At 65.0% G+C, this 23465-nt stretch carries 19 protein-coding genes; 8 read left to right on the forward strand and 11 right to left on the reverse strand.

Features of this window, described 5'->3' with window-relative positions:
- Positions 1-30: 30 nt before the first annotated feature.
- From iaaH to QMZ05_RS07255, 3 genes are all read left to right on the forward strand, one after another.
- Entirely contained in the window at positions 31-1461 is a 1431-nt protein-coding gene (gene iaaH / locus QMZ05_RS07245; RefSeq protein WP_353700167.1) for an indoleacetamide hydrolase, read from the forward strand.
- 123 nt (positions 1462-1584) lie between these two features.
- On the forward strand, positions 1585-2598 hold the full coding sequence (locus QMZ05_RS07250) for a zinc-binding alcohol dehydrogenase family protein (RefSeq protein WP_353700168.1): 1014 nt from the start codon (positions 1585-1587) through the stop codon (positions 2596-2598).
- 117 nt (positions 2599-2715) lie between these two features.
- Complete coding sequence (locus QMZ05_RS07255; protein ID WP_353700169.1) at positions 2716-3771, forward strand: YeeE/YedE family protein; 1056 nt, start codon at positions 2716-2718, stop codon at positions 3769-3771.
- 242 nt (positions 3772-4013) lie between these two features.
- Here the strand turns inward: QMZ05_RS07255 and QMZ05_RS07260 are convergent, their stop codons facing one another.
- Positions 4014-7367 (reverse strand): AAA family ATPase, encoded by a 3354-nt coding sequence (locus tag QMZ05_RS07260; RefSeq protein WP_353700170.1) that lies wholly within the window; start codon positions 7365-7367, stop codon positions 4014-4016.
- A 287-nt stretch (positions 7368-7654) separates the two neighbouring features.
- A complete protein-coding gene (locus QMZ05_RS07265) occupies positions 7655-8554 on the reverse strand; it encodes a DMT family transporter (protein WP_353700171.1) in 900 nt (299 codons plus the stop codon).
- 89 nt (positions 8555-8643) lie between these two features.
- On the opposite strand from QMZ05_RS07265, the gene QMZ05_RS07270 reads away from it, so the two are divergent.
- Positions 8644-10095 carry a PLP-dependent aminotransferase family protein gene (locus tag QMZ05_RS07270; protein WP_353700172.1) on the forward strand — a complete coding sequence of 484 codons (1452 nt, stop codon included), beginning with the start codon at positions 8644-8646 and terminating at the stop codon, positions 10093-10095.
- Positions 10096-10444: 349 nt separating this feature from the next.
- Here QMZ05_RS07270 and QMZ05_RS07275 read toward each other — a convergent pair whose 3' ends face one another.
- The 6 genes from QMZ05_RS07275 to QMZ05_RS07300 all read right to left on the reverse strand — a co-directional run bounded on the left by QMZ05_RS07275 (position 10445) and on the right by QMZ05_RS07300 (position 16148).
- Positions 10445-11665 carry a bifunctional alpha/beta hydrolase/OsmC family protein gene (locus tag QMZ05_RS07275; RefSeq protein ID WP_353700173.1) on the reverse strand — a complete coding sequence of 407 codons (1221 nt, stop codon included), beginning with the start codon at positions 11663-11665 and terminating at the stop codon, positions 10445-10447.
- Between the two features lie 28 nt (positions 11666-11693).
- Positions 11694-12356 (reverse strand): sulfite oxidase-like oxidoreductase, encoded by a 663-nt coding sequence (locus QMZ05_RS07280; protein WP_353700174.1) that lies wholly within the window; start codon positions 12354-12356, stop codon positions 11694-11696.
- Between the two features lie 13 nt (positions 12357-12369).
- Positions 12370-13692 (reverse strand): MFS transporter, encoded by a 1323-nt coding sequence (locus tag QMZ05_RS07285; protein WP_353700175.1) that lies wholly within the window; start codon positions 13690-13692, stop codon positions 12370-12372.
- Between the two features lie 84 nt (positions 13693-13776).
- Positions 13777-15003: a cytochrome P450 gene (locus QMZ05_RS07290; RefSeq protein ID WP_353700176.1), complete on the reverse strand. Its 1227-nt coding sequence runs from the start codon at positions 15001-15003 to the stop codon at positions 13777-13779.
- A gap of 73 nt (positions 15004-15076) precedes the next feature.
- Positions 15077-15283, reverse strand: a complete 207-nt coding sequence (locus tag QMZ05_RS07295) for a ferredoxin (RefSeq protein WP_038387982.1) — start codon at positions 15281-15283, stop codon at positions 15077-15079.
- A gap of 232 nt (positions 15284-15515) precedes the next feature.
- A complete protein-coding gene (locus tag QMZ05_RS07300) occupies positions 15516-16148 on the reverse strand; it encodes a TetR/AcrR family transcriptional regulator (protein WP_353700177.1) in 633 nt (210 codons plus the stop codon).
- Positions 16149-16247: 99 nt separating this feature from the next.
- Here QMZ05_RS07300 and QMZ05_RS07305 point away from each other — a divergent pair, with 99 nt between their 5' ends.
- Together QMZ05_RS07305 and QMZ05_RS07310 are read left to right on the forward strand one after the other, a co-directional pair.
- Entirely contained in the window at positions 16248-16994 is a 747-nt protein-coding gene (locus QMZ05_RS07305) for an SDR family NAD(P)-dependent oxidoreductase (protein ID WP_353700178.1), read from the forward strand.
- A 234-nt stretch (positions 16995-17228) separates the two neighbouring features.
- A complete protein-coding gene (locus QMZ05_RS07310) occupies positions 17229-17861 on the forward strand; it encodes a TetR/AcrR family transcriptional regulator (RefSeq protein ID WP_074125527.1) in 633 nt (210 codons plus the stop codon).
- Between the two features lie 6 nt (positions 17862-17867).
- Here the strand turns inward: QMZ05_RS07310 and QMZ05_RS07315 are convergent, their stop codons facing one another.
- Positions 17868-19289, reverse strand: a complete 1422-nt coding sequence (locus tag QMZ05_RS07315; protein ID WP_353700179.1) for an amidase family protein — start codon at positions 19287-19289, stop codon at positions 17868-17870.
- A gap of 88 nt (positions 19290-19377) precedes the next feature.
- Here QMZ05_RS07315 and QMZ05_RS07320 point away from each other — a divergent pair, with 88 nt between their 5' ends.
- Positions 19378-20232 (forward strand): alpha/beta hydrolase, encoded by an 855-nt coding sequence (locus tag QMZ05_RS07320; protein WP_353700180.1) that lies wholly within the window; start codon positions 19378-19380, stop codon positions 20230-20232.
- A 103-nt stretch (positions 20233-20335) separates the two neighbouring features.
- Here QMZ05_RS07320 and QMZ05_RS07325 read toward each other — a convergent pair whose 3' ends face one another.
- Positions 20336-21112, reverse strand: a complete 777-nt coding sequence (locus tag QMZ05_RS07325) for an SDR family oxidoreductase (protein WP_353700181.1) — start codon at positions 21110-21112, stop codon at positions 20336-20338.
- Positions 21113-21280: 168 nt separating this feature from the next.
- On the opposite strand from QMZ05_RS07325, the gene QMZ05_RS07330 reads away from it, so the two are divergent.
- A complete protein-coding gene (locus tag QMZ05_RS07330; protein WP_353700182.1) occupies positions 21281-22354 on the forward strand; it encodes a tartrate dehydrogenase in 1074 nt (357 codons plus the stop codon).
- 196 nt (positions 22355-22550) lie between these two features.
- On the opposite strand, the gene QMZ05_RS07335 is transcribed toward QMZ05_RS07330, so the two are convergent.
- Positions 22551-23462 carry an NAD(P)-dependent oxidoreductase gene (locus tag QMZ05_RS07335; RefSeq protein WP_353700183.1) on the reverse strand — a complete coding sequence of 304 codons (912 nt, stop codon included), beginning with the start codon at positions 23460-23462 and terminating at the stop codon, positions 22551-22553.
- Positions 23463-23465: the final 3 nt, after the last annotated feature.

The following is a 23465-nucleotide window of genomic DNA, read 5'->3' on the forward strand; positions in this document are numbered from 1 at the left end:
GCCCGCAACCGAAGAGGGCGCGGGGTTTCCATGGCCGATACCAACGAAGCAACGGCTGCGGAAATCGTGGCTGGTATCCGCGACAAGAAAGTAACGGCGGTCAGCGTCGTCGAGGCGGCGCTCGATCGCGCCGAGCGGCTCAAGCACCTCAACGCCTTCATCGTGCTCAACCGCGACGGCGCGCTGGCTGCGGCGCGTGAGGTCGATGCCGGAAAGCGCACCGGCGCACTGGCCGGCCTTCCCATCGTCGTCAAGGACAACATCAACACGTCTGACCTGCCGACATCGGGTGGCACGCCGGCGCTGCAACACGCGCGGCCTGCGCGCAATGCGCCGTCGCTGCAGAAGCTGCTCGACGCCGGCGCCGTCGTCATCGGCAAGACCAATCTGCATGAGCTCGCTTTCGGCATCACCAGCACCAATCTCGCGCCGTTCGCGGGACCGGTGCGGAATCCCTACGACATCAGCCGGATCCCCGGCGGCTCATCGGGCGGAACGTCGGCGGCGATCGCCGCGCGTATCGCCACCTGCGGCCTTGGATCTGACACCGGCGGCTCGACCCGCGTGCCGGCGGCGCTGACCGGGACCGTGGGGCTGCGGCCTTCAGTCGGCAACGGCGGCGCGCAGCGGCGCTACCACGACGACAACCAGGTGGTTCCGATCAGCCATACCCGCGACACGGTCGGCCCGATGGGACGCACCGTCGCCGACGTCGCGCTGCTCGATGCCGTGATCACAGGCACGCCGCAGGCCGCAGCCATTCCGCTGCGCGGCGTGCGTCTCGGTATTCCCGCCTGTTTCTGGAGCGGCCTCGATCGCGATGTCGAGACCGTTGCCCGCGCAGCCTGTGCCCGGCTCACGGCTGATGGAGCGGTGCTGGTCGATGTCGATATGCCCGACCTGTTCGAGCAGAACGGCAAGGTGTCGTTCGTGGTCGCGCTGCACGAACCGATCGCCGACATCCCGGCCTGGCTCGCCGCCTCCGGGATCGAAGGGATCACGCTGTCCGACATCGCGGCCGGTGTCGCCAGTCCCGACGTCGTCGGCGCCTTTGGTGCGATTACTGCGGACGCGTTCGGCGCGGCCTATGACGATGCGATCAAGGTGCAGCGGCCGGCGCTGCAGGCGATCTATGCCGCCTATCTCAGCGACAACAAACTGGACGCCATCCTGTTTCCGACCACGATCGCGCCGGCGCCGCTCATCGACGAAAAGACCGGGTCCGGCGAGATGTCGGTCAATGGCGGCGAGCCGGTGCCGACCTTCGGCACCATGATCCGCAACACCGATCCCGGCAGCAATGCCGGACTTCCCGGGCTGTCGCTCTATGCCGGCATGACGCCTGATGGCCTGCCGGTTGGGCTCGAGCTCGACGGTCCCGTCGGCAGCGATGCCAGGCTGCTCGGGCTTGGCCTGTCGATCGAGACGCTGCTGGCCACGGCCCCGCCGCCGAAGCTCTGATTTCTTCGGCCTCAACAAGCCCCTTGAATTGATCGGTCAGTCGATTAGTCATGACGTGAGGCCGCTTGGCCGCCACGATCCGCGCGCTTTGCGGCGCGCTTCACGACCAGGACTGGAATATTCATGCCGCCGGCCCCGCAAGCAAACCGTCATCCTGTCGACGCCCGCTGCGTCCGCCTGCTGGCGAAGGCAGAGGACGCGGCGGCGGTGGCGCCGGTGGTCGAGAAGCACGTCCTCTCGCGCGGCGACAACGACGTCCTGATCGAGGTCAAGGCGGCGGCGGTCAATCCGTCCGACGTCAAGGCCGCGACCGGGCTGATGCCCTATGCCGTATTCCCGCGCACCTCCGGCCGGGACTATGCCGGCGTCGTAATCGACGGTCCGTCCGGCCTGATCGGGCGCGAAGTGTTCGGCTCATCCGGCGACCTCGGCATCCGCCGCGACGGCACCCACGCAACGCATCTGGTTGTTGAGGCTGGCGCCGTGGTGGACAAGCCCGCCGGCATTTCCTGGGACGAAGCCGCCGGGATCGGCGTGCCCTTTGTCACCGCGATGGAAGGCCTGCGCCGCGCCGGCGTTCCGAAGGCAGGCGAGACCGTGCTTGTGATGGGCGTCAACGGCAAGGTCGGGCAAGCCGCGGTGCAGATCGCGAGCTGGCACGGTGCACGCGTGATCGGCGTGGTGCGCAAGGGCGAGCCCTATGAGGGTCACAGCAATTCGCCGGTCGAGGTGATCGATGCTTCCGCGGTCGATGTTGCGACCCGGGTGCGCGAGCTGACCGGCGGCAAGGGCGCCGACATTGTCTACAACACGGTCGGCGATCCCTATTTCCAGGCCGCGCACAAGTCGCTGGCGTTGCGCGGCCGCCAGATCCTGATCGCGGCGGTCGACCGCATCGTGCAGTTCAACATCCTCGAGTTCTATCGGGGCCAGCACACCTATGTCGGCATCGACACACTCGCGCTGTCGTCGGTCGCGACCGGCGACGTGTTGCGCGAGCTCGCGCCGGGTTTTGCCGGCGGACATCTGAAGCCGTTTCCGATCAAGCCAAGCGCGATTTATCCGCTGGAACAGGCCGAGGCGGCGTTTGTTGCCGTGGCAGGCTCGTCGCGCGACCGCGTGATCCTACGACCATGACATGCCGTCATTGCGAGCGAAGCGAAGCAATCCATCGTTCCTCGCGCGCGGATGCTACGGAATGGATTGCTTCGTCGCTTCGCTTCTCGCAATGACGAGAACTCTTGAGGAAATAGCATGGACCCCGCCACCATTGTCATCTTCGCTGCCCTGATCATCGGCCTGATCTATGGCTCGGTCGGGCTCGTCAGCGGGTTCTGCATGATGAGCGGGCTGCGCGGCTGGTGGGCGGAGGGCGATGGCCGGCTGGCGCGCACCTATGCGCTGGCGATGGGGGTTGCGATCGCGGCCTCCCAACTGCTGGCAGCCGCCGGCCTCGTCGATCTCGGCAAGTCGATCTATCTGCAAGCATCCTTCTCGGCGCCGGTGATGTTCCTCGGCGGGCTCTTGTTCGGCTACGGCATGGTGCTGTCGAACGGCTGCGGCTCGCGGGCGCTGGTGCTGCTCGGGCGCGGCAACCTGCGTTCTTTCGTGGTCGTGATCGTGCTCGGCATCTTCGCCGAGATGACGCTGAAGGGCCTGATCGCCCCGGCCCGGATCGCGATGGTGCAGGCCTCGCAGGCCACGGTATCAGCCAATTCGGTGCCGGCGCTGCTCGCGAACATCGGCTTCGGCGCGGCGCCGGCGCGGATGGTCGCGGCCTCGGTGCTCGCTGCCATCCTGATCATCTTCGCCTTTGCCCATGCCCCGTTCCGCAAGTCGCCGGGTCAGATCGCGGCCGGCTTGATCGTCGGCCTGCTGGTCGCAGGCGGCTGGTACGCGACCGGCTATCTCGGTGCCGATGATTTCAATCCGGTGCCGGTGACGTCATTGACCTTCATCGCCCCGATCGCCGACGCGCTGCAATACATCATGCTGTCGACCGGCTCGACGCTCAATTTCGGCATCGTCACCGTGTTCGGCGTGTTCGCCGGCAGCCTGATCACGGCGATTGCCACCGGACGCTTCGAGCTCGAAGGCTATCGATCGCCGCAGCACATGCTGCGCTCGGCCGGCGGCGCGGCGCTGATGGGCGCGGGCGGCGTGATGGCGTTCGGCTGCTCGGTCGGGCAGGGGCTGACCGGACTGTCGACGCTGTCGCTGTCGTCCTTCATCGCGATCGCCGGCATCATGCTCGGCACCGGCGCCGGCCTGCGCGGCGCGCTCCGGGTCAGGCCGCTCGCGACGGCCTGAAGCTAAAAGAGCGATGGTCTCCGCGCAAACGCGTTCGCGTTTGCCGCGAGGGAAAACCGCTTCGCTTTTCCGGATCATGCTTTGGAACATGACGGGATTAGGGTGTACGCATAAATCTGAATCGGGTACCCGCGTGCGGGGATTGCGAGATTCCGGATTGCCGTCAAAAGCTGACATTGAAGATGCCTAAGTGAATGTCCGCTAAGGGCCAACATTCCAGCCGGTGTCGATCACGAACTCGGTTATGACGTTAACTCGTCGAGCAGCGCCTTTGCCTCTTGGAGATCAAGGGTGTCGAACCCTTCGGTGAACCAGCCGTAGACCGGAGCCAGCAGTTCGCGCGCTTGCTGCACCTTGCCCTGGTCGCGCCAGAGCCGCGCGAGGCTGGTGGCGGCGCGAAGTTTCAGCAGGAACGCGCCCTGCTCCTCCGCAAGCTTCAGTCCGGTACGAAGCGCGCTCTCAACCTCCTCGGCCGGGGACCCAAGACTTTTTAAAAACACGCCCCGGAGCCGGTGGATTTCTGGCACGTATAGTCCGCTCCCCGGGCCATCTCCAGTGTTGACGGCGTGATCTACGAGCGCGAGAGCGTCCGTCACTCGGCCCGCGTCGAACCGCGCCTCAGCCAAGGCGGCAGCAAAGAACTTATACTGCAGCTCATTCACTACAAAAGGAAAAGCCTCTTCCATCGAAGCGAGACCCTCCAACAAGGTAGGCCCTTGCGCCTTCGCCCGGCCCCCGACATAGCGGCCGTACCAGCGGAAGAACGGAAGGTCGAACTTCTCCGCAAGCGCCACCGTCCGTGCGCCGGTCCGCTCGCCGCCGTGGCGGTCGCGAATTATCATGAAGGTCCGTCCTGCTACTGCGTGGGCGAACGCATTGCTCGGTGGATGCACCAGGGATTCGGCAAGCAGTAAGGCCCTCTCCACCGTGCGGCGTGCCTGATCCGGGAGGCCGCGCAGCGAAAGCCCTACGGCGTGACAGACCAGTGCGCAGACACCTGGATCATGCCCGGCAAAGGCTTCTGCAAGTTGGGCGTGCCGCTTAGGATCGTAGCGCCGTATGCCCTCCTCTGTAGTCTCCAGAAGCTGCGGTACGTTGCCAGCGAAATACTCATCACCCCACTGACAGTGTAGCGCTTCTAGAAGAAAGCTTTCGTCGCCGAGCCGTTGTGCAAGGGAAGTCAGTTCTTCGGTCCACTTCCGGGATTGCTTGTTATCCGTGCGGCTGGCGCAGAGCCAAAGTCCCCAGGTCGCCCGAAATAGCTGGGGCCCATCCCCGACCTCGCGTCCAAGGTCACGGGCGCGCCGATAAACCGCTTCAACCTCGGGCTTCCATTCACCGATGGTCACGGCAATAGCTGGTCCGAGCTTGAGCAGCAAAGTTAAAGCGCGTGGGGCGCGCTGCTCCTTCTGAGGTAGGCGATCCGCTTGCTCAATCGCTGCCCTGAAATGCGCCGTCGCCTCGATATAGGCGGAGCGAGCGGCAGCGCGGTCGCCAGCGCGCTCGAGGTATGTGCTCGCCGCGTCGGCCATGCCGGCCTCACGATAATGATGGGCCAGCACTTCGGGCTCCGCCTCGACCGTCGTCGGAAAGTGTTCGGCCAACACCTCGGCAATGCGGCCATGGAGATGTCGGCGCTGGCCACGCAATAGGCTTCCGTAGGCCACGTCACGCACGAGCGCGTGTTTGAACAGGTACGTTGCTTGCGGCGGGGTGCCCCGGCAAAAGACCAGCTCGGCATCGGTGAGGTGGCTGAGCGCCGTTTGCACCTCCATATCAGTCTTCTGCGCGATTGGCGCTAGAACTTCGTAAGAGAACTCTCGTCCTATGGCGGCACCGATCTGCGCCACCTCCCTCGCAGCGGCTCCGAGGCGATCAAGGCGTGCCGTCAACGAAGCGTGCAAAGTAGCCGGAATAGCAAGCGCGGAAGGAGGGACGCGGTTCAGTGTGCTTGCCTCGTCACCGTCGCGAACTCTCGCTTCTACAACGGCCTTGGTCAATTCCTCGACAAAAAGCGGGATGCCGTCCGTCCGTTCAATGATCTCGTCAATAATCTCCACGGGTAACACGTTGTTTCGTGCCACCGATCCCGCCAGACTGGCACCTTCCCGACGACCAAGTCGACTGAGGTTCAGCGTGGTCACATGCGCTTGGCCGGTCCATGGCGGATGAAATTCGGGTCGGAAGGTGATGACCAGCAAAACCGGCAAGCGAGCTACGCGCTCGATGGTCGTGTCCAACAATTCGCGCGAGCTGGGGTCGATCCAGTGCGCGTCCTCGAAGATCATCAGCACCGGCCGTTGTCGGCCCAATAGCTCAAGCTGGCGGACCAGTGCCTGCATGGTTTTCTGCTTCTTCTGGCTCGCACTCAAATCCAACGGCGCGTAACGATCATTTGTTGGGATTGTGAGTAATTCCGCAAGGAGCTGAACATCATTGCCATGATTGGACGACGCACCGAGCAGCGATGATAGCTTATCGAGTTTGGCTTCCATCGCATCGTTGCGGTTAAAGCCCGCCGCTCGTTCGAGTTGCGATATGATCGGATACAGAGTGCTGTCGGTATGTAAAGGTGAGCAAAAATATCGCAGCGGCGTGTACTGCTCCGTTTGAAGCTGGTCCTCGAGCGCCACGATCAGTCGCGACTTGCCGATCCCCGGTTCGCCCGACAGCAACACCACACGACCTTCTCCGCTAACCACCTGCCGCCAGCGGCGAAGCAGCAGCTCCAATTCTTCGTCCCGGCCCACTAAAGGGGTTAGCTTGGTCTCGTGCTGCGCCTCGAAGCGGCTTGCCACTGAACTCGCCCGCAGCGCTGTCCAGGCCCGCACCTGCCCCGCGAAGCCCTTCAAATCGTGCGCCCCGAGGTCCGCAAGCTCGAAGAGGTTGCCAAGCAGTTTCCGTGAGCTTTCGGCGATGACCACCGTGTTCGGCTCGGCGATCCCTTGCAGTCGAGCCGCGAGGTTTGGCGTCTCGCCGACGACGCCGCGCTCCTGCGCTTCACCCGAGCCGATCAGGTCGCCGACCACGACCAGCCCAGTGGCTATGCCTACACGAGTTTGCAATGAGACAGGAGCCTTCAGCGCGCAGACCGCCGCGATCAGTTCAAGTCCGGCTCGTACCGCCCGCTCTGCGTCGTCCTCATGTGCTTGGGGATACCCGAAGTACACTAGGACCCCGTCGCCCATGTACTTCGCGACGAACCCGCCAAGGCCACGGACGGTCTCGGTGACGCATCTCTGATAGGCCGAAATAATCTCGCGCAAGTCCTCCGGGTCCATTCGCGCGGATAACGCAGTTGAACCGACCAAATCCGCGAACATCACAGAGACTTGGCGACGCTCTGCGCTGTCCTGTGATTGTGGGACCACGGTCGTAGTCAGCGCCTCCGTCGGTTTGGATTGAATTTTCTCTGTCCCGCTCAGGTCGGCTATCGCGCGCAACAATTTGCGTCGATCACCCAGAACAATGCCGAGGTCTTTCAGGTCCTGATCGGTTAGTTCGGGAAGTACTGAAAAATCGATGTGGTTTTCGGCAAAAAGCTGCGCATGCTCGGACAAACCAAGTTTTTTGAGCCAGTCCGCAATCTGCTGCATGGCGGCCCCCGGATTAACGCTATCTGTTCCGGACCGGGAAAACAGAAAGTCTACCACACGCCGCGAGATATTGCAGCGCCCACACAAGGGTCATATGTCCGTTCAGGGTCACAAGCCAGCGTCCTAAGGGGGCGCATGTCGGCTTTACCCTCGAAGGCGGCATCCCTGATTTATGGGTACCGCCTAGATTGAGCTGAGCTAAAGTCGTGACGGATGTTCACCTCTCCGCGTCGGGAGAGGTGGACCGAATCCGCGGTCAAACCGTTTCAACTTAACTTCATCCTGCTCTAGGCCCGCGCCGGCGCGTCTGCGAGCGAGCTCAGCGCGATCCCGCCGACGATCAGGGCCGCGGCAATCGCCAGCGAGAGGTCGATCGGCTCGCCGAGTAGCAGCGCCGCACTCAGGATGCCGACGATCGGCGTCCCCGTCGTGCCGAGCGAGGTGGTCAGCGCGGGCAGGCTCTTGTTGACCATCGACATCGCCCAATAGGCCAGCGCCGTGCCGATGAAGCCGGAATAGAGGAACAGCAGCACGAGGTGCGGCGACCAGGTCAGCTCTGGCACGCCCTCGGTGACCAGCGCCGTCGTGGTCAGCACCAGCGTCGCGACCAGGACCTGCCACAGCAGGAGCTGTAGTGGGGTCGCGATCCAGCGGTGCGAGCGGATGTAGATGATGTTGGCGGCCCAGCAGATCGCAGCGAGGATGATCATGCCGGCGCCGGCGATCACGTGCAAATTGCTCCAGTCCAGCGACGCCGGGTTGAGGATCACGCAGAGGCCGGCGAGCCCCGATGCGACCCCGACGAGCTTGAGCGCGCCAAGCCGTTCGGTTCGCGCGGCGCCGGCGGCGAGTGCGACCCAGAGCGGCGTGGTGTAGCCCAGCACGATGCCCTTGCTGGCCGGCAGATAGCGCAGGCCGGCGGCAACCAGGGTCGAGAAGAACGTCATGTGCAGCAGCGCCACGCTGAGCACGACCGGGACATCGGCAATCCGCGGAACGATCAGATTGCCGCTGGCGCGCAGGATCACCAGCAGCGCGACCAGGGCGACCCAGCTTCGGATCGATGCGGTCCACAGCGGCGGCACCGCCTCGACCAGCGATTTCGTCACCGACCAGTTGATGCCCCAAGCCAGCACCACGACGATGAACAGGGCGGCGGCCTTGGCCGGGGATAGCGATTGATTCACGGCGGCATCCTTGCGGGCGATACCGCTTGTGAATAGGATTGCTCTGGCTCTATCGAAAGGGCCAGATCGGATAGAACGAAGGAGCCAGATTGATCTTCGCCGAATTGCTCGACCTGAAGCGGTCCGACGATGCCGGGCTCGCCGCGCAGCTGACCCAGCAGCTGCGCGCGCTGATGGCGAGCGGCCGGATCAGAAGTGGAGCGGTGCTGCCGTCGAGCCGCATGCTCTCGGCCGAGCTCGAGGTGTCGCGCAACACGGTGACCCATGCCTATGAGCAGCTCGCGGCCGAGGGCTATCTGCGCGTCGCCGCGCGGCGGCGGCCGGTGGTGACAGACGATATCGAGGCGAAGTTCGCAAAGGCCGCGCCGGCGCCGCGCCGTGATGCTGCCCGCAGACCGTTACTGTCGCCTTGGGCCTTGCAGCTGTCCGACACGGATTGGCCGCTGTCCTACCAGGCGAATTTCCGGCCGCTCCGTTCCGGGCTGGCGGATGCGCGTGAATTTCCGCACGAGATCTGGGCGCGCTGCCTGCGCCGCAGCGCGCTGCGCCGCCGCTTCAACGACCAGACCGTGATCAATAGGCCGAGCCTGCGCGAAGCCTTGCGTGACTATCTCGAAGTCAGCCGCGGCGTGCACGCCGAGGCCGCTCAGATCCTGATCCTGCCGACCGCGCAGGCGGCACTGACGCTGATCGCCGCGACTGTCGTCGCGCCCGGTGATGCGGTGTGGACCGAGGATCCCGGTTATCCCGGCGCCGCGGCGGCGTTTCGCGCGGCCGGCGCCGACGTCGTCGGCGTCAGGCTCGATCAATGGGGCATGATGCGGATGCGCGCGGCGCGCGCGCCCAAGCTCATCTTCACGACGCCGTCGCATCAGCACCCGACCGGGCGGGTGATGCCGGTTGCGCGCCGCACCGAGCTGCTGGCCGCGGCCGAGCCCGGCAAGACCTGGATCGTCGAGGACGATTACGACGGCGAGTTTCACTATGACAGCCGACCGATGCCGGCCTTGCAGGGGCTCGATCGTGAGGGACGCGTGCTCTATCTCGGCACGTTTGCAAAGGCGATGACCGCCGATATCCGCCTCGGCTATCTGGTGGTGCCGCCGTCACTCGCGCGAACGATGGAGATCGCGCAGCGCCATCTCGGGCTGATCGCGTCCGTGCATGTCCAGGAGGCGCTGGCCGATTTCATGGCCGACGGGCATTTCCTGGCGCATGTCAGGCGGATGCGGCGGATCTACCGCGCGCGCCGCGACCACCTCGCCGCGGCGCTGACGCGGCACCTCGCGCCGGTGCTGACGGCAGAGGTCCCGCCGGGCGGCATGCAGTTGATTGCCCGCTTCAACGATGGCGCCGCGGACCAGAGCGCCGTGACGCGGTTGGTGGCCGCCGGGGTCGAGGTGCGCGCGCTCTCAAGCCTCGCGCTGGAGCGGCCGCACGACCACGGCCTGTTGCTCGGCTTCGCGGCCTGGCGCGAAAGCGAGATCGGCGCCGCGGTGCGGATCATGGCGAACTGCTTGGCCGGCAAGCGGGCAGGCTAGGCCCGACCATCGCCGTCATTGCGAGGAGCTCGCGACAAAATTGTAAAGCAATTTTGCGCTGAAGCGACGAAGCAATCCATTTTCCCGCTGGCGGCGCGATGGATTGCTTCGCTTCGCTCGCAATGACGGGGATAGGGTGAGGCGTTTGCGCGATTTCGGAATATTAGAAGTGTATCGCTGAGTTGCCCGACGTGTCAAGTTGCCAAGTCGAACGCCGGCAGCCGCCGGCTCCTTTGCATGGGGTTGTTTTCGATATTTTGGCGGCGCCCGCCTGTGGCGGCCCGCAAGCGCGAGAGGGGACGTAGTTCCGATGCCGTTACGAGACGACATAGTTCCAATACGCCAATAGCTACTCCGCCGCCTTGGTGACGATCCGCACCTCGGATGTCAGCGTCTTGTGCACCGGGCACTTGTCGGCGATCTCCATCAACCGCTTGCGCTGGTCGGCATCGAGCTCGCCCTCGATCCTGATGACGCGGTCGATCTGGTCGAGCATGCCCTCGCGCGTCTCGCATTCCTCGCAATCCTTCGCATAGATCTTGTTATGCTGAAGCGTCACGGTGATGCGATCGACCGGCAGCGACTTGCGGTCGGCATACATGCGCATCGTCATCGACGTGCAGGCGCCGAGGCCGGTGAGCAGGAAATCGTACGGTCCGGGGCCGGTGTCATCGCCGCCGACGGCGACCGGTTCGTCGGCGATCAACCGGTGCGGACCGGTGGTGACGATCTGCTGAAACTTGCCATTGCGGGTCTCCTGCACCACGACGTTGCGCGGCGCGCTGCCGGCGTCCGCAGCCGGCTGCGGCGTGAGATCGACATAGCGCTCGGCCCAGGCGCCGATCACACCGGCGACATAGGTGGCATCCTGCTTGCCGCTCAGGAGATGATCGGCGCCCGCGAGCGAGACGAAGCTCTTGGGATGCCTGGCTGCGATGAAGATGTTGGTGGCATTGTCGATGCCGACGGTGTCGTCGGTCGGCGAGTGCATGATCAGCAGCGCCTTGTGCAGCTGCTTGACCTGCGCCATCAAGTTCTGCTCGGCGACGTCGTCAAGGAATTCGCGCTTGATGCGGAACGGGCGGCCGGCGAGCGACACCTCGCCTTCACCCTGCGCGCGGATGTCCTCGATCCGGTCCTTGAAGAAGTGCGTGACATGAACGGGGTCGGACGGCGCGGCGATGGTGACGACCGCTTTCGCCTCGGGAATCTGTCCGGCTGCCGCGAGGATCGCGGCGCCGCCGAGGCTATGGCCGATCAGGATCGCCGGCGCCTTGCGCGTCTCGCGCAGATGGTCGGCGGCGCGGACCAGATCAGCAACGTTGGATGAGAAGGTCGAGTTGGCAAAATCGCCTTCGCTGGAGCCGAGGCCGGTGAAATCGAACCGCAGCGTGGCAATGCCCTTGGCGGCGAGTGCGACCGCGATGCGTTTTGCCGCCAGCACGTCCTTGCCGCAGGTGAAGCAATGCGCGAACAGCGCATAGGCCTTGATCGGTCCGTCGGGCGTATCAAGGGCGGCAGCCAGCTGATGGCCGCCCACACCGGTGAATTGGAAACGTTCGTGCGGCACGGGCAGGCTCCATCATCGTGTTGGGTTGTCAGTCGCCAGAATAGCGCTGTTCGGCCCAGGGATCACCGCGATTGTGATAGCCGCGCACCTCCCAGAAGCCCGGCGCATCGCCGGCCAGGAATTCGATGCGCTGCAGCCATTTGGCGCTCTTCCAGAAATACAGATGCGGCACCACCAGCCGCACCGGGCCGCCATGCTCCTGCTCGAGCGGCGTGCCGGACCAGCTATGGGCGAGCAGCGCGTCCTCGGCGGCAAAGTCCTCGAGCGGCAGGTTCGTCGTATAGCCGTCATACGAATGCAGCACGACGAACCGCGCATCCTCGCGCGGCTGGCAGGCGGCGAGCAGGTCGCGGGTCGCGAGCCCCTCCCACTGATTGTCGTAGCGCGACCAGGTGGTGACGCAGTGAATGTCGGAGACGAACTGCGTCTGCGGCTGCGCCATGAATTGCGGCCAGTCCCAGTAGAGCGTCTGCTCGACCGCGCCGTAGACGTCGAGCCGCCAGCGCTCCCGCGTGACGTTCGGCAGCATCCCGAGATCGAGCACCGGCCAGTCCGCGGTCAGATGCTGTCCCGGCGGCAGGCGCTGCTCCTCCGGCCGGGTGACCTTGCCGGTCAGGAATTTGCCCTCGCGCGCCCAGCGCTGCTTGCTGCGCGTCAGTTTGCTCTCGGGCGGTTCGGTGTCGTCGGTCATCGGCGTTGCGCCATCATTCGTGGCGATGCATCGCGGAGTCGTGCTTGGTGTCGCGCATGGTCGAGTAGATCAAGAGCGACAGGAAGATCATGCCGCTGAGATAATAATAGAACCAGTCCTCGTGCCCGATGCTCTTGAAATAAAGCGCGACCGCGGGCGCGGTGCCGCCGAAGATCGACACCGTGATGGCGTAGGGCAGGCCGACGCCGAGCGCGCGGACATTGGTCGGGAACAGCTCGGCCTTCACGATCGCATTGATCGAGGTGTAGCCCGCGACGAAGATCCAGGCGCCGCAGATCAGCAGGAAAGCGATGAAGGGCGACTTGGTCTCCTTCAGCGCGGTCAGGATCGGGATCGTCGCCAGCGTGCCGACGACGCCGAAGAAGATCAGCAGCGGCTTACGGCCGATGCGGTCGGACAGTGCGCCATAGATCGGCTGCAGGAAGGTCGCGAAGATCAGTGAGCCGAAGATCACGAACGTGGTCTGGTCCTCGGTGAGGCCGACCGACAGCTTCACGAAGGTCTGCATATAGGTGGTGAAGGTGTAGAACGCCGCGGTGCCGCCGGCGGTGAGGCCGACCACCAGCAGCAATTCGCGCGGGTAGTTCAACAGGCCGACGATCGAGCCGGTCGGCTTGGAGACCTTCTTGGCCTCCTCGAACGCCTCGGTCTCGTGCAGGCCGCGCCGCATTACCGCGGCGAAGATCGCGAGCATCGCGCCGATCACGAACGGAATCCGCCAGCCCCAAGCCTTCAGCTCATCCGGCGTCAGGAACACCTTCTGCAGCAACAGCAGCACGATGATCGCGGTGAGCTGGCCGCCGATCAGCGTGACGTACTGGAAGCTCGAGTAGAAGCCGCGATACCTGGGATCGGCGACCTCGCTGAGATAGGTGGCGCTCGCGCCGTATTCGCCGCCGAGGCTGAGGCCCTCGATGACGCGGGCGAGCGCCAGGATCGCCGGGGCGGCAAAGCCGATGGTGGCATAGGTCGGCGTCACCGCGATGATCAGCGAGCCGAAGCACATGCAGACCACCGAAAGCGTCAATGACAACCGCCGGCCGTAGCGGTCGGCGATGAAGCCGAACAGCCAGCCGCCGAGCGGGCGCATCAGGAAGGTCGCGGCGAACAGCACCGCAGCATTGAGCTGCTGCACCACCGGATCGCTGTGCGGGAAGAACGCCGGCGCGAAATACAGCGCGAACGCGGTGTAGGCGTAGAAATCGTACCACTCGACGAGATTGCCGACCGAGCCGATGAAGATCGCCTTCACCCGCCGCTCGACGTCATGGATGTCGAGATGATCGCTCGCGGGTTGAGCGGTTTGTTCGGACATTGGCAGGCCTCCCCGGATTCTCTGGCTCGATTCCGGGGCAACCTAACTCATTTGCGTGGTGCGATGTAACTGCCGTCCTGTTCTTCAGGCGTTCTTGCCGAATAGGACGGGCAGTTGACGCGGGCCGCGCACCGTGCCTTCCGACCAGGTGACCTTGCCGGCCGGGTCGAGGAGGAAATCCGGGATCCGCTTCAGCCATTCCTCGATCGCGACCTGCATCTCCATCCGCGCCAAATTGGAACCGACGCAGCGGTGGATGCCGAGGCCGAAGGCGGCGTGGCGGTTCTCCTTGCGGTCGATCACCACTTTGTCGGCATCGGGGAACATCGCCGGGTCGCGATTGGCCGCCGGGAAGGACAACAGCACCATGTTGCCCGCCTTCACCGGGCAGCCGGAGATCGTGGTTTCCTTCATCACCTCGCGCGCCATCGTCACCGGCGAATAGGCGCGCAGGAATTCCTCGATCGCGGTCGGGATCAGCGCCGGCTCCGCAATCAGGCGCTCGCGATCGGCCGGTGTCCTGGCGAGATGCCAGAGCGAGGAGCCGATCGCGCTCCAGGTGGTGTCGATGCCGGCGATCAGGAGCAGCCGCAGCGAGCCGAGCACGTGCTCGTCGGTGAGCGGCTGGCCGCCGGGGCCCTTGGCCCGCAGCAGTTGCGAGATCAGGTCGTCGCCCGGCTCGAGCTTGCGCTGCTCGAGATGGGCCATGAAATAGCCGGTCATCTCGCGCACACCGTTCATCAGCTCTTCTTCATTCTTGATGCCGAGCTCGAGGATCTGGTGGATCCATTTGATGAAGAGGTCGCCGTCCTTCTCCGGAATGCCCAGCATATGCGCGATGGCGCGCACCGGGATGTGCTTGGTGTAGCGCGCCGCGGCGTCGCAATGGCCATCGGCGATGAACTCGTCGATCAGTTCGTTGCAGATCGCGCGCACCCGCGGCTCCAGCCGCTTCATCGCGTCCGGCGTGAACGGCGGCAGCAGCACCTGCTTGGCGGGCTTGTGCTCCGGCGGGTCGGAGGTGATCGGCGGTGCGCGGGCGGAGATCTCGGGGCGGACGTCGCGCACGATGACGCGGCGCGAGGAGAAATGCTCGGTGTCGTAGGCGATCTCCTTCACCGCCTGATAGGTGGTCGGCATGTAGCAGCCGAGGAAACGCTCGGTATGGACGACCGGCGAGGCCGCGCGCAGCGTCTCCCAGATCGGGAACGGGTCGTCGGTCCAGACCGGATCGGTATGGTCGAAATCGTGGACCCAGTCGGTCACCGGGGGATGTTCGGGCAGATAGCTTGCGGACGGGGAATCGGACATCAGCTCGTTTCCTTCTCGTTCGATCAGACGCTGGTTGGCGGAGCGGGAGGCGCGCGGCCATCCCTGCCGGCCGCTATTCCTCGGTGACTTCGATCGCGATTTCCGGGCAGTTGGTCTGCGCGAGCCAGGCCTTGTCCTCGAGCCCGGCCGGAACGGTCCCGTCGCCGACCTCATGGGCGTTGCCGTATTCGTCGAGCTCGAACAGTTCGGGGGCGAGCGATTTGCAGCGGGCGTGACCCTGGCATTTGTCCTGGTCGACGCGGATCTTGAGCTTGGACATGCAAGCACTCTCCCTCGGCTCAGGCGCGCCGAAACGCGCCGGGTTCCTCGTTTTTCATGATGCAAGTTCTAGCTTGCTTGGGCGGCCGGCCCGAATACCGGCTCACCAAGTTATAGCATATTACATTATCGTCCAGCTTTCCCGTCAAGCGAAAATTCGGGGTAGGTCACGGGGTATCCGGCGACGGCCGCGCGACATGATCGCCGATGCCCCCCAGGGAGAGGCGGTTCCTCTAATGCGCCGTCCGGTTTGGTGCGGTCAGCGGGCCCCAGGCCGCGAGGGCGGCTGCGGCGATCTGTTCGAGCTGTTTCCGGGTGGCACCGTCGCGCGCCTGGATCGACATGCCCTGCTGCACCGTGATGTAGTATTTGGCGATCGCGTCGAGATCGGCCGCGGGCGAGATCTCGCCGCGCTCGACGCCCTGGCGCAACCGCTCGCGCAGCTCCGTCACCGCCTGCGCGCGCCGCTGCACGAGTTCGCGCCGCACGGTTTCGGAATGTTCATTCGGATGCAGCGCCGACAATACCACGAGGCAGCCCGGCGGGCGTGAGCGGCGGGTGAAGACACGCGCGGTCTGCATGAGGAGGGTTTCCACGGCCTGATGGGCCGTGTGCGTCTCGGTCACTGCACCCCAGATCAGACCACCTTCGCTCGCCACGTAATAGTCGAGCGCCTTGCGAAACAGGTCCTCCTTGCTGCCGAAGGCAGCGTACAGGCTGGGCGAGGCGATACCCATCGCCGAGGTGAGGTCGGCCATCGAGGCGCCCTCGTAGCCTTTCAGCCAGAACACCTCCATCGCGCGCGCCAGCGCGGCGTCCTTGTCGAAATTCCGGGGGCGGCCACGCTCAGCCATCGGTTCGTCCATTTCTGTGTCGATCACTAAATAATTGACTTGACGCTCCGGTGCAAGCTTCCTAATTCTGTGTTGATCGTTACAGATATCGTCCCAACGAATGAGTTGAACATGACCCAGTCCCTGCAAGGAAAACGCGCCCTCGTCACCGGCGGCAGCCGCGGCATCGGTGCAGCCATCGCCAGGCGTCTAGCCGCCGAAGGCGCCGACGTCGCCATCACCTATGAACACTCGGCCGATCGCGCCGAAGCCGTCGGAGCGGAGATCAGGAAACAGGGCCGCCGCGCGCTGGCGCTGCAGGCGGATAGCGCGGACGCGAGCGCCGTGCGCGGCGCGGTGAACGCGGCCGCCAAGGCATTCGGCGGTCTCGACATCCTCGTCAACAATGCCGGCATCTTTCGTGGCGGCGGACCGATCGACGCCGTCACGCTGGAGGATATCGACGCCACGCTGGCCGTGAACGTGCGGGCCGTGGTCGTCGCATCGCAGGCTGCGGTCGCCCATATGAGCGAGGGCGGCCGCATCATCAACATCGGCAGCAACCTCGCCAGCCGGGTGCCTGATGCCGGCATGAGCCTTTATTCGATGAGCAAGTCGGCATTGATTGCCTGGACCCAGGGCCTTGCCCGTGACCTCGGCGGCCGTGGCATCACGGTCAATATTGTCCATCCCGGCTCCACCAACACCGACATGAACCCGGCCGATGGCGAGCAGGCCGAGGCGCAACGCGCGCGCATGGCCATCAAGCGCTACGGCAAGGCCGATGACGTCGCTGCCCTGGTCGCGTTTGTTGCCGGTCCCGAAGCCGGCTCGATCAACGGCGCCGGTCTCACCGTCGACGGCGGCGCCAACGCCTGACGACGTTGCCCGCCACGGCATGACGCGGCATTCCCTGCCTCAGGCCAGCCCGGACCGAGGCAGGGAACCCGTTAAGCAAATCGGAATCCACGGCTGATTTGATAGACTTTCCAATAGACGCGCTTGCCGGTTTCGCGGTTAATAGCCCAGCGGATGTCGTGTTCGCGAAAGTGACCGATGTCGCTATTGTGGCGGTCTCCGCCGTGGCCTGACCGACCGGTGATCAGCATCTCGATGGGACAAATCGTACGTAAGCCGTTCAAGACCTACCACCATGGCGACCTCCGCGAAGCCCTGATTCAGGCCGCGTTGCGCGAGGTCGAGCTCGGCGGTCCCGAGGCGATCAGCATCAAGGCGCTGGCCAAGCAGCTCGGCGTTTCGCAGCCGGCGCCGTACCGGCATTTCGCCGACCGCGAGGCGCTGCTGGAGGCGGTAACCGCGGAAGCGTTCCGGCAGTTCAACGTGATCATGCGCGAGGCGATCGAGCTGCCCGGCAAGGGCTCGAAACTGTCGCGCTTTGCCCAGGCTGCGCTGGCCTTCGGGCTCGAGCGCCACGGCATCTACCGGCTGATGTTCGCATCACGCACGATGGCCTGCGCGCCTGTCGGCAGCGAGTTGCACGTTGCGGCGATGGAAACGCTGGCGCTGTTGATCGAGTCGTTCGAGGCGCCGGCCGTCGGGCTGTTGCGCGAGCGGCAGGCGTTGAAGATCTGGGCTGGTCTGCACGGCATCGTGATGCTTGCCGAGCAGGGCCTGCTCACCGGCGAGGTCGCCCAGATCAGCCGCGAGGAGCTGATGGACGAGATCGTCGAGCAGACCAAGCTCGCACTGTCAGTCGCGCTGCAGGCGACGGAAGACCAGGCGTAGGCCGCCTTATCGCGGCGGCCGCGGATCGATCGGGGTGGTGTCGCGCACGCCCAGAATATCCTCGAGCACTTTCGCGCCGGCCAGAAGCTGCGCCTCGGCGCGGGGCTTCGCCACCATCTGCAGGCCGATCGGCAGGCCTGATGCAGTGAAGCCGCAGGGCAGCGACAGCGCCGGGCAGCAGGCCAGCGTGATCGCATAGACGATGCCGAGCCATTCGACGTAATTGTCGAACTTCTTGCCGTCGCACTCGGCGACATAGCGGTGCTCGACCGGGAACGGCGGCACGATGGTCGCGGGTGCAAGCAGCAGGTCATACTTGTCGAAGAATTCGAGCGCGCGCTGCGTTATCGCGACGCGCTGCGCCTCGGCGCGTTCGAGCTTCTCGACCGTGAGCTTCAGTCCTTCCTCGATGTTCCAGATCACCTCGGGCTTCAGCAGATCGCGCTTGGTGCGCAGCAGTTCGGCCTTGGTGATCGCGAAATCGAATGCGCGCAGCACGTGGAAGCACTCATGGGCTTCGCTGAAATCGGGAGATGCCTCTTCGACGATTGCGCCGGCTTCCGCGAAACGCTCCGCCGCCTTGCGTGTCACGGCCTTGACCTCGGGATCGACGGGCGTGATGCCGAAATCGGGCGAGTAGGCGATGCGCTTGGGCTTCTGGTTCGAGCGCGCCGCCGACAGGAACGACGTCGGCAGTGAGGGGAGCGACAGCGGATCGGCGGCGTGCTCGCCGCTCATCGCGTCGAGCAGCAATGCGAGGTCCTCGACATTGCGCGCCATCGGCCCCTGCTGGCCGAGCGTGCGGTCGACGCCGAATTTCGGCGTCTGCGCGACGCGGCCGATCGATGGCCGGAGGCCGACGATGCCGCAGAAGCTCGCCGGATTGCGCAGGCTGCCGCCCATGTCGGAGCCGTGCGCGAGCCATGCGGTGCCGCTCGCCAATGCTGCTGCCGCGCCGCCGGACGAGCCGGCCGCCGAGCGCGAGGTGTCCCAGGGATTGCGGGTCGGGCCGAACACCTCGTTAAAGGTGTTGGCGCCGGCGCCGAATTCCGGCGTGTTCGACTTGGCGTAGATCACGCCGCCGTTCTGTTCGAGGCGCTCGACCAGGATGTCGGACTTCGCCGGGACGTTGTCCTTGAAGATCGGCGAACCCAGCGTGGTCAGCACGCCGGAGACGGCGGTGAGATCCTTGATCGGAACAGGAAGGCCCGCGAGCAGGCCGCGCTCGCCGGCCGGTTTCTGCATCAGCGCCTTGGCGTGGCTGCGGGCGCGGTCGAAGCAGAGGATTGGCAGCGCGTTGACCTTGCCGTCAACCTCGGCGATGCGCTGTTCCAGCACGTCGAGCAGATCGAGCGGCGTGACCTCGCCGGCTTTCAGTTTCTCGACGACGGCACACGCCGTTTCCTTCACCAAGCCCTGACCAGCCATGCGCCGTTGCTCCTATGTCTTCTGTTTCCTTGTGCTGTAGAACATTTCCTGCCGTCGTGGCAATGCGACGAGAACCGAAGAGGCAGGGATGGCAGCGTTGTTTTCCGCGCTGGACTGGCGCGCGATGAGCCAGCAGGAGCGCGACCTCGGCTTGAACAATGGCGTCGCCGTCAAGGGCAGTGCCGAGATTGCCGCCGGCTGGGAGCAGCGTTCCGCCGCGCTGCGGCAGAAGCATCCCGATTATCTCGACCTCCGGTACGGGCCGCGCGAGCGCAACCGGATCGATTTCCTCAAAGTCCGCGACGGCGCGCCGACGCTGTTGTTCATCCACGGCGGCTATTGGCAGACCCGCGCCAAGGAGGTGTTCACGGTCTTTGCCGAAGGGCCGATGGCGCACGGCATCAATGTCGCCCTGATCGGCTACACGCTGGCGCCCGATGCGACGCTCGATGAGATCGTCGCCGAGATTCACGCGGGCATCGATTTTCTTGCCGGGCAGTCGCCCGGACTCGGTGCCGCTGCCGATGGCATCGTCGTGTCCGGCTGGTCAGCCGGCGGCCATCTGACATCGATGGCTTTGTCGAATGCCCATGTCCGGGCCGGGATGGCGATCTCGGGCATCTATGACCTCGAGCCGATCAGGCATTCCTACCTCAACGAGAAGCTCAGACTCGACGAAGCCGCCTCACGGCGCAATTCGCCCATGATGCAGCAAGGCGGCACGGCAAAGCCGCTGTCGCTGGTGGTCGGCAGTGCCGAACTGCCGTTGCTGCGCAAGCAGACCGCCGATTTCGCCGGTCATCGCGCCCGCTACGGCTTGCCGGTGACCTATGAGGAGGTCCCCGGCGCCGATCATTTCTCGATCATGAACCAGATGCTGGCGCCGCAGGGCCGGATCACGACGCTGATCCGGCAGTTGTTTGAGCGGACCGCGTCATCCTGAGGTGCGAGCTCTTGCGAGCCTCGAAGGATGACGCAGCCCGTGGCCCATCCTTCGAGACGCCGCTTCGCGGCTCCTCAGGATGACGTCGCGGCAAGTGGTGACGTTAGCCCCACCCCGACGTCAGCCCGCCATCCACCGTGTAGATCACGCCCGACGTATACCCCGCGCGATCAGAGGCCAGGAACGCCATCAGGTCGCCGATCTCGCGCGCATGCGCGGGACGGCCGAGCGGCAGGCCCTTCTGGAATTCCTTGTAGCGGTTCTCGTCGCCGAACTGGTTCTTGGCGCGGGTCTTGAGCAGCGTGATGTGGCGGTCGGTACCGACAGGGCCGGGATTGATGCCGACGACGCGGATATTGTCGGCGAGGCTCTTGCCGCCGAGCGCGCGGGTGAACGACATCAGCGCCGCATTGCCGGCGCTGCCGCAGATGTAGTTGGCGTCGAACTTCTCGCCGGCCGCGCCGATGTCGTTGACAACAACGCCGCCGCCGCGCGCCTTCATCTGGGCATAGATCGCGCGCGTCAAATTGACGTAGCCGAACACCTTGAGCTCCCAGGCGTGCCGCCAGGTCGCCTCGTCGATCTTGTCGATCGAGCCGCCGGGGATGTCGCCGGCATTGTTGACGAGGATGTCGATGTCGGCGGCCTCCCTGGCCAGCCGCGCGAGGTCCTCGGATTTGCGCAGGTCCACCACGCTGATCGCGGCATCGATCTGGTGCGCGGAGCGCAGCCGCTCGGCGAGCGCCTTGAGCTGGTCGCCGTTGCGGGCCGCGAGCAGCAGATTGGCGCCTTCCTCGGCAAAGGCTTCGGCGGCGGCCGCGCCAATGCCCTTGGAGGCGCCGGTGATCAGGACACGCTTGCCGCGCAGATGTAGATCCATGGGATGTCTCGCTGGTTGGAAGGAACGAATGTCGGCGAATTTGGTGGGGCAGGGTCGCGCGGCGGTCAACACTGCACTGCAGCGTTGCGCTCGCGCGAAGTTTGGTCCATTGCAGGGCCATCAGGATAGGCGGCATTGCCGGCCGGGCAAATCACAAGGGTGTTCTCGATGAGCAAGAAGCAATATCGGATTGCGGTCATTCCCGGCGACGGCATCGGCAAGGAAGTGATGCCGGAGGGCCTGCGCGTCATCGAGGCGGCGGCGAAGAAGCACGGCGTCGACGTGAAGTTCGACCATTTCGACTTCGCCTCCTACGACTATTACGAGAAGCACGGCGAGATGATGCCCGCCGACTGGAAGGGCCAGATCGGCAAGCATGACGCGATCTATTTCGGCGCGGTCGGCTGGCCTGCCAAGATCCCGGATCATGTCTCGCTCTGGGGCTCGCTGATTAAGTTCCGCCGCGAGTTCGACCAGTACGTCAATTTGCGCCCGGTGCGGCTGATGCCCGGCGTGCCGTCGCCGCTGGCGAACCGCAAGCCCGGCGACATCGATTTCTGGGTGGTGCGCGAGAACACCGAGGGTGAATATTCCTCGGTCGGCGGCCGCATGTTCCCGGACACCGACCGCGAATTCGTCACCCAGCAGACCGTGATGACCCGCACCGGCGTCGACCGCATCCTGAAATTCGCGTTCGACCTGGCGCAGTCGCGGCCGAAGAAGCACCTGACCTCGGCGACCAAGTCGAACGGCATCTCCATCACCATGCCCTATTGGGACGAGCGGGTGGAGGCGATGGCCAAGAAGTATCCCGGCGTGAAGTGGGACAAGTACCACATCGACATCCTGACCGCGAACTTCGTGCTGCATCCGGACTGGTTCGACGTCGTGGTCGGCTCCAACCTGTTCGGGGACATCCTCTCCGACCTCGGCCCGGCCTGCACCGGCACGATCGGCATCGCGCCGTCGGGCAACATCAATCCGGAAGGCGACTTCCCCTCGGTGTTCGAGCCGGTCCACGGCTCGGCGCCTGACATCGCGGGCCAAGGCATCGCCAACCCGATCGGCATGATCTGGTCGGGCGCGATGATGCTCGAGCATCTCGGCGAGAAGCAGGCCGCGGATGCCATCGTCGGCGCGATCGAACGCACCCTCGGCGAACGTACGCTGCGCACCCGCGATCTCGGCGGCAATGCCGACACCACGGCGTGCGGCAAGGCGGTCGCGGAGATGGTGGATTGATTGGTCTCACTCTCTCCCCTTGTGGGAGAGGGTAGCTCGTTGCCCAACCCTGCGCTGTCGTCCCTGCGGAAGCAGGGACCCATAACCACCGGGCCTTGTTGTTAGGGCTCGCTGTGGCCCCAGGCCGTCGCCACAACGCGAAGCGGTGGTTATGGGTCCCGGCTCGCGCTTCGCTTGGCCGGGACGACGGTGGAGATTATCCCTTCACGATCCTGCGGCAATGCTCCCATGCCGCGTGGATCAAATTCTCGCTCGCCTCGGGCGTGCGGAACGCGGAGTGCGCCGACAGCGTCACGTTCGGGATTTTTGTCAGCGGATGATCCTTCGGCAGCGGCTCGATGTTGTAGACGTCGAGGCCGGCGTGGCGGATGTGGCCGGAATTGAGCGCATCGATCATCGCCTGCTCGTCGACGATGGCGCCGCGGGCGGTGTTGATCAGCACCACGCCCTTTTTCATCTTCGCGATCTTGTCGCGCGTGATCAGGCCGCGGGTCTCGTCGTTGAGCAGCAGATGGAGCGAGACCACGTCGCTGCTCGCCAGCACCGTGTCGAGCTCGGTGAATTCGACGCCGGGATGGCCCTTCGGCGACCGGTTCCAGGCGATCACCTTCATGCCGCTGCCGAGCGCGATGCGGGCGACCTCGGCGGCGATGCCGCCGAAGCCGACGAGGCCAAGCGTCTTGCCGGTGAGCTGCATGCCGTCCTCGCGCAGCCAGTTGCCCGCGCGCATCTCGCGGTCCATCTGCGCGATCACCCGCGCCGACGACCACATCAGCGCGATCGCGGATTCCGCGACCGCGGTGTCGCCATAGCCCTTGATCAAATGCACGGAGATGCCGAGCTCGGCGAGCTCTTCCGGGTTCATGTAGCTGCGCGCGCCGGTGCCGAGGAACACGACGTGCTTCAGGCCGGTGCATTTCTTTGCGACATCGGTCGGCAAAGCCGTGTGATCGACCACCGCGATCTCGGCGCCGTCGAGCACCGCCGGATAGTCCTCGGGCTTGATGTCCGGGTTGCGGTTGATCCGCATCCTGGGATCGCCGGGTTTCTCCAGGCGCTCGGTGATGACAGCGAGCGATTCATTGGCGTCGACAAACACTGCGCGCACGAA

The organism is Bradyrhizobium sp. INPA03-11B (assembly GCF_040446015.1).
GTDB classification, from domain to species: Bacteria; Pseudomonadota; Alphaproteobacteria; order Rhizobiales; family Xanthobacteraceae; genus Bradyrhizobium; species Bradyrhizobium macuxiense_A.